Origin of the sequence: Bacillus sp. GMs2/2, from assembly GCF_050172095.1 — a bacterium.
Taxonomy (GTDB): Bacteria; Bacillota; Bacilli; order Bacillales; family Bacillaceae_G; genus Bacillus_A; species Bacillus_A cereus.
In genome coordinates, this window is sequence record NZ_JBNLYE010000124.1 from 1 (window position 1) to 11822 (window position 11822).

Genomic DNA, 11822 nt, shown 5'->3' on the forward strand with positions numbered 1-11822 from the left:
ATAAGTTTTTAAACCATCCATTAAAATACATATTTACCGCTACTGTAATAATAAAAATACCACCAGCCAATAAATAACTTTGCATTTGAGTGAATATAAACATTTTTGTAGGATATATCACATCTAGTACCATAATAACTCCCATTAAAAACATTGGCGCTATCATTACTAAAAACCACATAGAAAACCACGTTTTTGAAAAACTTGTTACAAAAGTCATTTTGCGAAGTAGAAAATTAGGACCTATAACAACTAAAATAAATGAAAAACTATAACCGATACACTGAATAAGTGAAATCTGTAACATTCCATGATTCACTATTAAGATAGAAGCAATAATCCAAAACGATACGATATTCATTACTGTAAAACCAATTTGCTTCCACGTTTCCTGTCTATCTCTTTCCATCACTTTTACAAGTTCATTTGCATATTCTTTCGGTGAGCTTCCGAAAATATCTTCTACACTTTTCCCATCACTCTCACCATCAATTAAATGGAGTTCCGCATCTTCTATAAAATTTTCAATATCGCTTTCTTTTACACTCTTTGCCGTCAAAAATAATCTCATATCTAACAAAAACTTTCGCGCTTCACTTGATAGCATTATTTTCTCCTTCCCTTCCCTTCAAGTAGACGTTCTACACTACTTTGCATCGTTTCCCAGCGATCCATAAATTCATCAAGTGCTTCCTCGCCTTTTTCTGTTAATGTATAATATTTTCTCTTTGGACCAGATGGAGATTCCTTCATTACGCTTGTTATTAGTCCTTCTTTTTGCATTCGTATTAATAACGGATAAATACTTCCCTCACTCGCCATTGTAAAACCATACTTCGCTAGCTTTTCACTCATTTCATAACCGTATATTTCGCCTTCAGAAATAATAGCAAGTAAGCATCCTTCTAAAATCCCTTTCAGCATTTGACTTGTCGACATAATTCAAATCCTCCTACTATCTTGCTTTACAAGATAGATAAGCGTAAGTATCTTGCTTTACAAAATAGTATAGCAAAGACTATTTTGCAAAACAAGATAGCTAACAATATTTTTTCCAAATGTTTGCAGGAATTTCATTATAGCTTCTCTAAATAGAGCACTATGAAAACTTTATTATGAAGGGATGTTTTTCATCATGGTTACAAATCGAGTTGTCTTTTTAACAGGTGCTGCAAGTGGTATTGGTTATGAAATGGGAAAGGCTTTTGCAAAAGAAGGTGCAAAAGTTGTGATTACCGATCGACTTGAAGAACGTGCAAAAGAAGCTGCTGAACAATTACAAAATGAAGGTTTTCAAGCTATCGGTTTAAAATGTGACGTTACATCTGAAGAGGAAATTACAGCAGCAATTTCTCAAACAGTTGATCATTTCGGTTCATTACATATATTAATTAACAACGCAGGAATGCAACACGTTTCACCCATTGAAGACTTTCCAACTGAAAAGTTCGAGCTACTAATTCAAATTATGCAAATTGCTCCGTTTATTGCAATTAAGCATGCCTTTCCGATTATGAAACAACAAAAATATGGTCGTATTATTAATGTCGCTTCTATTAACGGCCTTGTCGGGTTTGCTGGAAAAGCTGCCTACAATAGTGCAAAACATGGCGTAATTGGATTAACAAAAGTTGCTGCTTTAGAAGGTGCTACGCATGGTATTACTGTTAATGCCCTTTGCCCTGGTTATGTCGATACCCCTCTTGTACGTAATCAACTACAAGACTTAGCTACTACACGAAATGTACCACTTGAAAATGTTTTAGAAGATGTTATTTATCCACTCGTCCCACAAAAGCGCTTATTACAAGTACAAGAAATCGCTGATTATGCGATGTTTTTAGCGAGTGAAAAAGCTAAAGGTATAACGGGACAAGCTGTTGTTATAGATGGTGGTTATACCGCTCAATAAAAATAAAGTTTGCTCAAGAAGAGCAAACTTTATTTTTATTCCCGAGGATCTTCGTACTTTAGTAATTGCCGCGGGAGCTTCTCAATTGCAACAATTACCCCCTCTAGTTTACTTTCAATACGGTGGAGTAAATATAATGTTACAACAATCGGAAACCCTACATTACCTATCATCTTGATCCACTCTTCCATCCTCTTCCCCTCCTTTCATTATATAAGTAAGAGAAAACACTGCATTTAGGCATAAAAAAACAAGCTATTATGTATTAGCTTGTTTTTCAAATAATGATGCAATTTCTCGTTTATAGTCCCCGCGTATAATACCTTTCTCAGTAATAATTCCTGTAATTAATTCATTCGGCGTTATGTCAAATGCTGGATTATAAACATCCGTTCCAATTGGTGCTACTTGTTTTCCAAAGATTTTCGTAACTTCTGTTTCATCTCTTTCTTCAATAATAATTTCAGCTCCAGTTTCTTTCGTAACATCAAATGTTGACAGTGGAGCAGCAACGTAAAATGGGATATTAAAGTGCTTTGCTAAAATAGCTAAATTCATTGTCCCTATTTTATTTGCCGTATCTCCATTTGCGACAATTCGATCCGCCCCTACAATAATTGCATTTATTTCTTTCGTTTGAATAGCATGAGCTGCAGTATTATCTGTAATAAGGGTCACATCAATATTTGCTTGCTTCAATTCCCAGGTCGTTAAGCGACCACCTTGTAAAACTGGTCTCGTTTCACACGCATATGCATGTAAACGCACACCTTCCTCTTTTCCAATATAAAAGGGAGCTAATGCAGTTCCATATCTGGCAGTTGCGATACTTCCAGCGTTACAGATTGTTAAAATATTATCGCCATCTTTAAAACATGTTAACGCATATTCCCCAATATTTCGGCACACCTCTTCATCTTCCTGCTGAATGCGAAGCGCTTCTTCTTCTAATGTTTTTTGTGCTTCTTTTATTGTAGTAATCTCTCGAATAGATTCTCTCATACGATCAATTGCCCAAAATAAATTTACTGCTGTCGGGCGTGACGTTCCTAAATAATTACAATCTCTATTAAACTTCTTTTGAAATTCTTCAATATGTACAGTGTTATATTTTTTTGATGCAAGCGCCAAGCCAAATGCAGCTACAATTCCAATTGCAGGCGCTCCTCGTACTTCTAACATTACGATGCTTTTCCAAACCTCTTCAATAGTCGTCAATGTTTTGTATTCTGTGCTATGCGGCAATTTCGTTTGATTTAATACCGCAATTGCATCACCTTTCCAGCTTACAGATCTCGGAACAGTAACAATTGTACTCACGCTTTTACGCCCCCTGAAACTGTCTGTTGAAATAATGTTCGAAACAGTTGAATATCAGCACTTTTAGATTCATATTTTATTAGTTCTTTACCTAAGGATAGCACTTGTTTCTTAGCTTGAATTCTTGTTTCTTTATTTTCTATTTCATCTAAATCTGCTACATGAGCTAAACCAATTGTTCTACGAATCAGTTCACATCCGGCAAATCCAACTGCATCAGTAAAGATATTTTGCAAAATAATTGGTAACCATTGTTTTTCTTTCGTATATGCTTCTACACCTTCTCCAATCCATAACTTTGTAAAAGTTTCTACAAAATAACTCCACGTCTTTTCTATATGGAAAAATAGTACACTTCTTTTTTCTTCTTCTCTAGATAAAGCATTTAATAATAGATTTGCAATAAATTGACCTATGTCAAATCCAAATGGGCCATATGTCGCAAATTCTGGATCAATCACCTTCGTTTCAGAAGGTGACGAAAAAATACTACCAGTATGTAAATCACCATGAATAAGAGTTTCTTTTCTTGTTAAGAACTTATATTTATATTGTGCTACTTTTAGTTTTAAAGTTTTATCACTCCAAAGTTCATCAACCACGAGCTGTAAATCTGGCTCATAATCATTTGTATCATAATGTCCAAACGGATCTGTAAACACTAAATCCTCTGTAATTTTACAAAGGTCCGGATTTACAAAGGTACCTTCTAGTACCCTCTTCTCTTCTGACTGTAAACCAAAATCTGAAGTATAAAATAAAACATGTGCTAGAAAACGGCCGATATGCTGGGATAAAAGCGGATATTCTTCTCCGTCTATTAATCCTTTTCTTGTAATTGTTAGTCTTGATAAGTCTTCTATTACCGTTATCGCTAACTCTTCATCATGACTGTACACTACTGGAACATAATCCGGTACATACTGCGCAAAAATTTGTAATGCCTTGCTTTCAATCGTTGCTCTTTTTATAGACAATGGCCAGCTTTCACCAACTACTTTCGCATAAGGCAGTGCTTGTTTTATTATAATTGATTTCTCTCCATCATCTAATTTGAACACGTAATTTAAGTTTCCGTCTCCAATTTCATGACAAACGACATTTGCCTTCGCTTCAAAATAGCCATGATCTTTCGCATATTGTACAGCTGTTATTTCTGTTAATGAATAATATCCCATCGTCTTCTCCCCCTTTTTAAATTCAGAGGTTTTTCTAACATAGAAAAACCTCTTTCCACTAAGAAAGAGGTTTGAAGTTTATCTTCTCCCCTCTTATCTGCCAGAAAGTTTTACTTTCTGCTGGAATTAGCACCGTGCCTTTTGGCGTAATAAACGCCCCATTTCACAATGGTATTACGGTCGGTTGCTGGGCTTCATCGGGCCAAATCCCTCCACCTGCTCTTGATAAGAGTTGTATAATTTTTTGAATTTTTAACTTTATGTTGAAGACTATACCAAGAATAAAAATCACTTGTCAACATTTTATTTGTATAATTCTGGACGGCGATCCGCAAAAACTGGAATTCCTTTACGTACTTCTTTAATTTTCTCGAATTCAAGCTCTCCAAATAAAATTGATTCCTCTTCATTCGCCTCTACTACAACTTCACCCCAAGGGTCCACAATTAAAGAATGACCCGCAAATACATTATTTGGATCTTTTCCTGCTCTATTACACGCAACAACATAACACTGATTTTCAACTGCTCTTGCTTGCAATAGCAAACGCCAATGTGCTAAACGAACTAATGGCCATTCTGCTACAACAAATAATACTTTTGCCCCTTTAGCAGTATGGACACGCATCCACTCTGGAAAACGAATATCATAACAAATTGTTCCAGCGCATTCGACATCATCTAGCTTAAATTCGCCCGTACCATTACCGGCTATTAAATATTTATGTTCATCCATAAGCTGAAATAAATGTACTTTACTATATTCGTTGACTAGCTGTCCTTCATTATTTACAACATACATCGTATTTGTAACACCTTGCTCTGTTTGCTTTGCTATAGAACCACCAACAATATGTATATCATATTGCTTCGCCCATTCTATTAACTTTTCTTTCGTTTCTACTCCATCACTATCTGCAATTTCAGAAAGTCTCGTTAAATCATATCCTGTTGTCCATAGTTCTGGTAAGACGATAACATCTGACCTTTCCTTCATAGCTTCGCTTATTTTATTTTTAGCATTCTCAATATTTTTTTCTACATCTCCAAAAACAATATCCATTTGAATACATGCGACTTTCATTTTTTCAGCCCCATTCTTATTTTTTTCTTTACAAAATACTGGAAAGATTATATCATTTGTCACTAGAATTGTAACAATTTTCAAAAGAGGTGGAAAGTATGAAATTATTTCAACCTTCTGAGATAGTAACATCATTGCCAACACAATTTTTCGCTTCACTTGTTGCAAAAGTTAACAAAGTCGTTGCAGCTGGTCACGATGTTATTAATCTAGGTCAAGGTAATCCAGATCAACCAACACCGCAGCATATCGTAAAAGCTTTACAAGATGCTGCCGAAAAGACCATTCATCATAAATATCCGCCATTTCGCGGACATGAAAGCTTAAAGGAAGCCGTGGCTACATTCTATAAACGTGAATACGGCGTCGAATTAAACCCAAAAACTGAAGTTGCTATTTTGTTTGGCGGGAAGGCTGGACTAGTAGAATTACCGATTTGTTTTACAAATCCTGGTGATACGATTCTCGTTCCGGATCCAGGTTATCCAGATTATTTATCCGGGGTTGCTTTAGCAAAAGCACACTTTGAAACAATGCCGCTTATTGCAGAAAATAACTTTTTACCAGATTATACAAACATTGATGACTCTATTGCAGAGCGTGCAAAATTAATGTTTTTAAACTATCCAAATAATCCTACCGGTGCTACTGCATCAAAAGATTTTTTTGATGCAACCATTCACTTTGCTAATAAACATAATATATTAGTTGTTCACGATTTTGCTTATGGCGCTATCGGATTTGATGGTCAAAAACCTGTTAGTTTCTTGCAAGCAGATGGTGCGAAAGATATAGGAATTGAAATTTACACATTATCAAAAACTTTCAATATGGCTGGCTGGCGCATCGCTTTTGCTGTAGGGAATGAAAGTGTGATTGAAACAATTAACCTATTACAAGATCATATGTATGTTAGTATATTCGGTGCAGTTCAAGATGCTGCTCGAGAAGCGCTATTAAGTTCACAGTCTTGCGTAATAGACCTTGTAAATAGTTACGAATCTCGAAGAAACGCTCTTATTTCAGCCTGTCACTCAATTGGTTGGAATGTAGACATTCCAAAAGGATCATTCTTTGCATGGCTTCCCGTTCCAAAAGGATATACCTCTGAGCAATTTTCTGATATTTTACTAGAAAAAGCACATGTCGCAGTTGCTCCTGGTGTTGGATTTGGTGAGCATGGGGAAGGGTATGTCCGTGTTGGTCTCTTGCATGCAGAAGATAGATTACGGGAAGCCATTAATCGAATTGATAAATTAAATTTTTTCAAAAAGTAATTGACAACACGAAAAATATCTGACAAAATTCAGTTATCTTAAAAATTTAAACATTTCTAAATACTTCTTATCAAGAGCAGGTGGAGGGACGAGCCCGACGAAACCCGGCAACCGATCTACAATTGTAGACACGGTGCTAATTCTCGCAGCATTACGCTGACAGATAAGGAGCTGGTTGTAAAAAAACCTCTCCTTAGCTGAGAGGTTTTTTTATTTAACTAGGAGGTTATAACAATGAGCGGAATTATAGCGACGTATTTAATCCATGATGATTCACATAACTTAGAAAAAAAAGCTGAGCAAATTGCACTCGGTTTAACAATTGGCTCTTGGACTCATTTGCCACACTTATTGCAAGAACAATTAAAGCAGCATAAAGGCAACGTCATTCATGTTGAGGAATTAGCTGAACATGAATATACCAATTCGTATTTACGTAAAAAAGTAAAACGCGGAATTATGAAAATCGAATATCCGCTATTAAACTTCAGTCCAGATTTACCAGCGATTTTAACGACTACATTTGGAAAGCTATCACTTGATGGCGAAGTAAAACTAATTGACTTAACTTTTTCAGACGAGTTAAAAAAACATTTTCCTGGTCCAAAATTCGGGATAGATGGTATTCGAAATCTTTTACAAGTGCATGATCGTCCCCTTTTAATAAGTATTTTTAAAGGAATGATTGGACGAAACATTGGGTATTTAAAAACGCAATTACGCGATCAAGCAATTGGTGGTGTAGATATAGTAAAAGATGATGAAATATTATTTGAAAATGCATTAACACCACTTACGAAACGCATTGTATCTGGAAAAGAAGTTTTACAATCTGTCTACGAAACATACGGTCATAAAACGTTATATGCCTTAAATTTAACAGGACGAACTTTTGATTTAAAAGAAAATGCTAAACGTGCAGTGCAAGCTGGAGCTGATATTCTATTATTTAACGTATTTGCTTACGGACTAGATGTACTACAATCACTTGCAGAAGATGATGAAATCCCAGTTCCTATTATGGCACATCCTGCTGTAAGTGGTGCTTATTCAGCATCCAAGTTATATGGAGTTTCATCACCATTATTACTTGGAAAGCTACTACGTTATGCTGGGGCTGACTTTTCATTATTCCCATCTCCATACGGAAGTGTTGCGCTAGAAAAAGAGGAGGCTCTTGCTATCTCAAAATATTTAACTGAAGACGATGCATTTTTCAAGAAGAGCTTTTCTGTTCCGTCTGCTGGTATTCATCCTGGTTTCGTTCCCTTTATTGTACGAGATTTCGGTAAAGATGTTGTTATTAATGCTGGCGGCGGGATACACGGACATCCAAATGGAGCGCAAGGCGGCGGTAAAGCTTTCCGTACTGCAATTGATGCTACTTTGCAAAATAAACCACTCCATGAAGTAGACGACATAAATTTGCATAGTGCACTACAAATATGGGGAAATCCCTCTTATGAGGTGAAATTATGAGTATTCAAGTATTTTGTGATTTCGATGGCACGATTACAAATAATGATAACATTATGTCCATTATGGAAAAATTCGCACCACCAGAAGCCGAAGAAGTAAAGAATAAAATTTTATCACAAGAACTATCCATTCAAGAAGGTGTTTCTCAATTATTTCAATTCATACCTACTAATCTGCACGATGATATTATTCAATTTTTAATAGAAACTGCTGAAATCCGTAGTGGTTTTCATGAGTTTATACAATTCGTAAAGGAAAATAACATTTCTTTTTACGTGATATCAGGTGGAATGGATTTCTTCGTCTATCCACTCTTACAAGGAATCATTCCAAAAGAGCAAATTTATTGTAATGAAACAGACTTTTCAGCAGAGTTTATTACAGTTAAATGGCCTCATTCTTGTGATGATCATTGTCAAAATCATTGCGGATTATGTAAATCATCATTAATCCGTAAATTAAGTGATACAAATGACTTTCATATTGTAATTGGAGATTCTATTACTGATTTACAAGCCGCGAAACAAGCTGATAAAGTATTCGCTCGCGATTTTCTTATTACAAAGTGTGAAGAAAATCATATTGCTTATACACCGTTTGAAACATTTCAAGATGTGCAAGCTGAATTAAAACTTTTGTTGGAGGTGAAGGCATGAAACAACTTTTTCGTCAATGGTATGACTTAAGCGAGTTAAAAAAAGAGTTAACAACACGAAATTGGTTTCCAGCAACAAGTGGTAATATTTCTATAAAGGTTAGCCATGAACCACTTACTTTTCTTATTACAGCAAGCGGTAAAGATAAAACAAAAACCACTCCAGATGATTTTCTATTAGTAGATCATGTAGGAGTTCCCGTTTTAGAGACTGAATTACGCCCTTCAGCAGAAACAATATTGCATACACACATTTATAACAATACGAATGCCGGGTGCGTACTTCATGTTCATACAACTGATAATAATGTCATCACAAATTTATATAGTGATGCAGTCACCCTTCAAAATCAAGAAATTATTAAAGCACTCGATATTTGGGAAGAAGGTGCAACAATTCAAATTCCTATTATTGAAAACCATGCCCATATCCCAACGCTTGGAGAAAACTTCCGAAAGCATATACAAGGAGATTCGGGTGCAGTATTAATCCGTAACCACGGTATTACTGTATGGGGTCGAGATAGCTTTGATGCAAAGAAGAGATTAGAAGCTTATGAGTTTTTATTCCAATTTCATATAAAACTATTATCAATTCAAGGAGGCGTTTCTAATGGCGCAAATTCGTATTCATGAAGTAAATACTCGTATTGAAAATGAAGTGGAAGTATCTAAATTTCTACAAGAGGAAGGCGTTTTATATGAGAAATGGAATATTTCTAAACTTCCTACTCATTTAAATGAAAATTATTCTTTAACAGATGAAAACAAAACTGAAATATTAGCTGTGTTTTCAAAAGAAATCGCTGATGTTTCAGCACGCCGTGGTTATAAAGCACATGATGTAATTTCACTTTCAAATAGCACCCCTAACCTTGACGAATTATTAATTAATTTCCAAAAGGAACACCATCATACAGATGACGAAGTTCGTTTTATCGTCAGTGGTCATGGCATTTTCGCTATTGAAGGTAAAGATGGGAAATTCTTTGATGTTGAACTTGAGCCAGGCGATTTAATATCTGTTCCTGAAAATGCAAGACATTATTTTACCTTGCAAGATGATCGCCAAGTTGTAGCTATTCGTATTTTTGTGACAACTGAAGGCTGGGTTCCAATCTATTAAGGTAGTTAGTTGAATAAAAGGACTTGGACCCCCTTTTCCAAACTTTTATTCACTCTACATATATACATCCTCCTATGGAACAGGCTTATTTCATTTTGAAATAAGCCTGATTTTTTATTTACTCAAAAGTACCATTTCATCACAAATTTAACGCCTTGATTTTTCAAGTGTATTTTTTGAACATTTATTGAACATTTATTGAAATTTTTCTGAAAATTCTGTTTTGCATGTGATATACTACAATTAACTAAGAAGGAAAATAATATCGCAAACAGAGGGGGATAATCATGAGCTTACTTATCGCACTTATACTTGGAGTTACATGTGGGGCATTTCCTGTTATTTTAGGAGCTATTATGGAAGAGTTAGAAATTGGTGTTTTAGGATTTGTCGCATCTTGTGTAAGCGCTTTATTATTTGGTTTATTCGGCGCTATTCCTGTTTCAATTCTGTGTGCTTTTTATATAATACGCCATGCTCGTACAAAACAATTTGGTCCTAATCACATCGCACAAATTATCCCATTCCCAGTTGAACGATGTCGCCGAGCTTCTAACTTATAATGACTAAATAAATAAAAGTCCTCAAATGAGGACTTTTATTTATTTTCTTCTAGAAATTGAAACAATTCTTGTAGATGTAGGGCATCTTCACCATAGCTAACAGATACATGAAATATACCGTCAATCTCAGCTTGCATATAAAGATCCACTCCATCACGATCATATTTCAATGCCAAATAAAACTCCATTTCTTCTAACATCTTTTTAGAGGTTCGAATTACATAATGCCCCTTCTCATCTCTTCCATATTCAAAGTCTGGTTCAAAATCATATTTTTGTTTAAAAGCTTCTTTTTGTTTTTCATTAATTTGCATACAAGTAGCTCGCTGTACAGTATCAATCATCTCATCAAACTTTTGAAGGTCCACCTCGTTTACCCCCTTATATATTTTTTATATAATACTTGTGTTCCACTATTTTCTTCGCCATCCTTAATTAACTCTTCATACAATTCTTTCGCCAAACTTAAGCCTGGGACTGGTAATTGTAATTTTTCTGCTTCCTCTAAAGCAATCTTCATATCTTTCATAAAATGCTTTACATAAAATCCTGGCTCAAAGTCTCCTTTTAACATTCGAGGAGCTAAATTACTTAATGACCAACTACCTGCTGCCCCTGTTGAAATACTCTCTAATACTTTATCTGGATTCAATCCAGCCTTCTTCGCGTAAGCAACAGCCTCACATACTCCAATCATATTGGAAGCAATCGCAATTTGATTACACATTTTTGTATGTTGTCCACTCCCAGCTGGTCCTTGTAATTGAATGTTTGTTCCTAACTTTTCAAGTAAAGGTAAGCATCTATCATATATTTCTTTCTCTCCACCTACCATAATTGCGAGTTTTGCTTCTTTCGCACCAACATCTCCTCCTGAGACAGGTGCATCTAACGTATATATATTTTTGCTTTTTGCAACTTCATTAATACGTTTTGCTAAAGTAGGTGTAGATGTCGTAAAGTCAATTGCTATCGTACCTTCTTTTGCATGTTCTATAATTCCTTCTATACCAAAATACACTTCTTCTACATCATGTGGATATCCAACCATTGTCATTACAATATCAACTTGCTTCACTAACTCTTTTGGCGTATCACACCATTGTGCACCATCTTGCACTAAAGAATCTGTTTTTGCTTTCGTTCTATTATATACATATACTTTATGACCATCTTGCATTAAGTGATAAACCATACTTTTTCCCATTACGCCAATACCAATGAAACCT

Annotated in this window: 15 protein-coding genes and 2 riboswitches; of the genes, 7 read left to right on the forward strand and 8 right to left on the reverse strand. The window is 35.3% G+C overall.

All coding sequences use genetic code 11. From position 1 onward, the window contains the following. The coding region (locus ACQGS6_RS16000) for a DUF1129 domain-containing protein (protein WP_426965299.1) at window positions 1-607 on the reverse strand (607 nt) is incomplete at its 3' end. Then, window positions 607-939, reverse strand: coding sequence for a PadR family transcriptional regulator (locus tag ACQGS6_RS16005; protein WP_000107982.1), 333 nt, complete (start codon window positions 937-939; stop codon window positions 607-609). The genes ACQGS6_RS16000 and ACQGS6_RS16005, both read right to left, overlap by 1 nt. 196 nt (window positions 940-1135) lie before the next feature. On the opposite strand from ACQGS6_RS16005, the gene ACQGS6_RS16010 reads away from it, so the two are divergent. Next, window positions 1136-1912 (forward strand): 3-hydroxybutyrate dehydrogenase, encoded by a 777-nt coding sequence (locus ACQGS6_RS16010; RefSeq protein ID WP_000258428.1) that lies wholly within the window; start codon window positions 1136-1138, stop codon window positions 1910-1912. A 35-nt stretch (window positions 1913-1947) separates the two neighbouring features. Here the strand turns inward: ACQGS6_RS16010 and ACQGS6_RS16015 are convergent, their stop codons facing one another. The 4 genes from ACQGS6_RS16015 to ACQGS6_RS16030 form a co-directional block, all read right to left on the reverse strand. Then, the gene (locus ACQGS6_RS16015) at window positions 1948-2103 is read right to left on the reverse strand and encodes a YvrJ family protein (protein ID WP_000393337.1); all 156 of its coding nucleotides are present in this window, start codon (window positions 2101-2103) and stop codon (window positions 1948-1950) included. A 67-nt stretch (window positions 2104-2170) separates the two neighbouring features. Then, window positions 2171-3232 (reverse strand): S-methyl-5-thioribose-1-phosphate isomerase, encoded by a 1062-nt coding sequence (gene mtnA, locus ACQGS6_RS16020; protein ID WP_000104608.1) that lies wholly within the window; start codon window positions 3230-3232, stop codon window positions 2171-2173. Then, window positions 3229-4410 carry an S-methyl-5-thioribose kinase gene (gene mtnK / locus ACQGS6_RS16025; protein WP_000542675.1) on the reverse strand — a complete coding sequence of 394 codons (1182 nt, stop codon included), beginning with the start codon at window positions 4408-4410 and terminating at the stop codon, window positions 3229-3231. Before mtnK ends, mtnA begins: the two co-directional genes overlap by 4 nt. Before the next feature lie 90 nt (window positions 4411-4500). Further along, a riboswitch (SAM riboswitch) is annotated at window positions 4501-4642 on the reverse strand. Between the two features lie 71 nt (window positions 4643-4713). Continuing rightward, the gene (locus ACQGS6_RS16030; protein WP_426965300.1) at window positions 4714-5577 is read right to left on the reverse strand and encodes a carbon-nitrogen family hydrolase; all 864 of its coding nucleotides are present in this window, start codon (window positions 5575-5577) and stop codon (window positions 4714-4716) included. A 14-nt stretch (window positions 5578-5591) separates the two neighbouring features. On the opposite strand from ACQGS6_RS16030, the gene ACQGS6_RS16035 reads away from it, so the two are divergent. The 6 genes from ACQGS6_RS16035 to ACQGS6_RS16060 all read left to right on the forward strand — a co-directional run bounded on the left by ACQGS6_RS16035 (window position 5592) and on the right by ACQGS6_RS16060 (window position 10593). Then, window positions 5592-6770, forward strand: coding sequence for a pyridoxal phosphate-dependent aminotransferase (locus ACQGS6_RS16035; protein ID WP_000765512.1), 1179 nt, complete (start codon window positions 5592-5594; stop codon window positions 6768-6770). Window positions 6771-6834: 64 nt separating this feature from the next. Next, window positions 6835-6940: riboswitch (SAM riboswitch) on the forward strand. Between the two features lie 64 nt (window positions 6941-7004). Next, complete coding sequence (gene mtnW / locus ACQGS6_RS16040; protein WP_426965301.1) at window positions 7005-8249, forward strand: 2,3-diketo-5-methylthiopentyl-1-phosphate enolase; 1245 nt, start codon at window positions 7005-7007, stop codon at window positions 8247-8249. After that, window positions 8246-8905, forward strand: coding sequence for a 2-hydroxy-3-keto-5-methylthiopentenyl-1-phosphate phosphatase (locus ACQGS6_RS16045; protein ID WP_016111258.1), 660 nt, complete (start codon window positions 8246-8248; stop codon window positions 8903-8905). The genes mtnW and ACQGS6_RS16045 overlap by 4 nt, the downstream gene beginning before the upstream one ends. Next, window positions 8902-9540: a methylthioribulose 1-phosphate dehydratase gene (locus tag ACQGS6_RS16050; protein WP_000811347.1), complete on the forward strand. Its 639-nt coding sequence runs from the start codon at window positions 8902-8904 to the stop codon at window positions 9538-9540. The genes ACQGS6_RS16045 and ACQGS6_RS16050 overlap by 4 nt, the downstream gene beginning before the upstream one ends. Then, complete coding sequence (locus ACQGS6_RS16055; protein WP_340421289.1) at window positions 9518-10030, forward strand: 1,2-dihydroxy-3-keto-5-methylthiopentene dioxygenase; 513 nt, start codon at window positions 9518-9520, stop codon at window positions 10028-10030. Before ACQGS6_RS16050 ends, ACQGS6_RS16055 begins: the two co-directional genes overlap by 23 nt. 287 nt (window positions 10031-10317) lie before the next feature. Continuing rightward, entirely contained in the window at window positions 10318-10593 is a 276-nt protein-coding gene (locus ACQGS6_RS16060; protein ID WP_000054659.1) for a hypothetical protein, read from the forward strand. A gap of 35 nt (window positions 10594-10628) precedes the next feature. Here ACQGS6_RS16060 and ACQGS6_RS16065 read toward each other — a convergent pair whose 3' ends face one another. Beyond that, on the reverse strand, window positions 10629-10961 hold the full coding sequence (locus ACQGS6_RS16065) for a DUF3909 family protein (protein ID WP_000365617.1): 333 nt from the start codon (window positions 10959-10961) through the stop codon (window positions 10629-10631). Window positions 10962-10966: 5 nt separating this feature from the next. Continuing rightward, window positions 10967-11822: NAD(P)-dependent oxidoreductase (locus ACQGS6_RS16070; RefSeq protein WP_426965302.1), on the reverse strand; the 856-nt coding region annotated here is incomplete at its 5' end.

Bases quoted from the DNA above. Each gene is read 5' to 3' on its own strand.
- ACQGS6_RS16005 (WP_000107982.1), bottom strand. From the start codon at position 939: ATGTCGACAAGTCAAATGCTGAAAGGGATTTTAGAAGGATGCTTACTT.
- ACQGS6_RS16010 (WP_000258428.1), top strand. From the start codon at position 1,136: ATGGTTACAAATCGAGTTGTCTTTTTAACAGGTGCTGCAAGTGGTATT.
- ACQGS6_RS16015 (WP_000393337.1), bottom strand. From the start codon at position 2,103: ATGGAAGAGTGGATCAAGATGATAGGTAATGTAGGGTTTCCGATTGTT.
- mtnK (WP_000542675.1), bottom strand. From the start codon at position 4,410: ATGGGATATTATTCATTAACAGAAATAACAGCTGTACAATATGCGAAA.
- ACQGS6_RS16035 (WP_000765512.1), top strand. From the start codon at position 5,592: ATGAAATTATTTCAACCTTCTGAGATAGTAACATCATTGCCAACACAA.
- mtnW (WP_426965301.1), top strand. From the start codon at position 7,005: ATGAGCGGAATTATAGCGACGTATTTAATCCATGATGATTCACATAAC.
- ACQGS6_RS16045 (WP_016111258.1), top strand. From the start codon at position 8,246: ATGAGTATTCAAGTATTTTGTGATTTCGATGGCACGATTACAAATAAT.
- ACQGS6_RS16050 (WP_000811347.1), top strand. From the start codon at position 8,902: ATGAAACAACTTTTTCGTCAATGGTATGACTTAAGCGAGTTAAAAAAA.
- ACQGS6_RS16055 (WP_340421289.1), top strand. From the start codon at position 9,518: ATGGCGCAAATTCGTATTCATGAAGTAAATACTCGTATTGAAAATGAA.
- ACQGS6_RS16060 (WP_000054659.1), top strand. From the start codon at position 10,318: ATGAGCTTACTTATCGCACTTATACTTGGAGTTACATGTGGGGCATTT.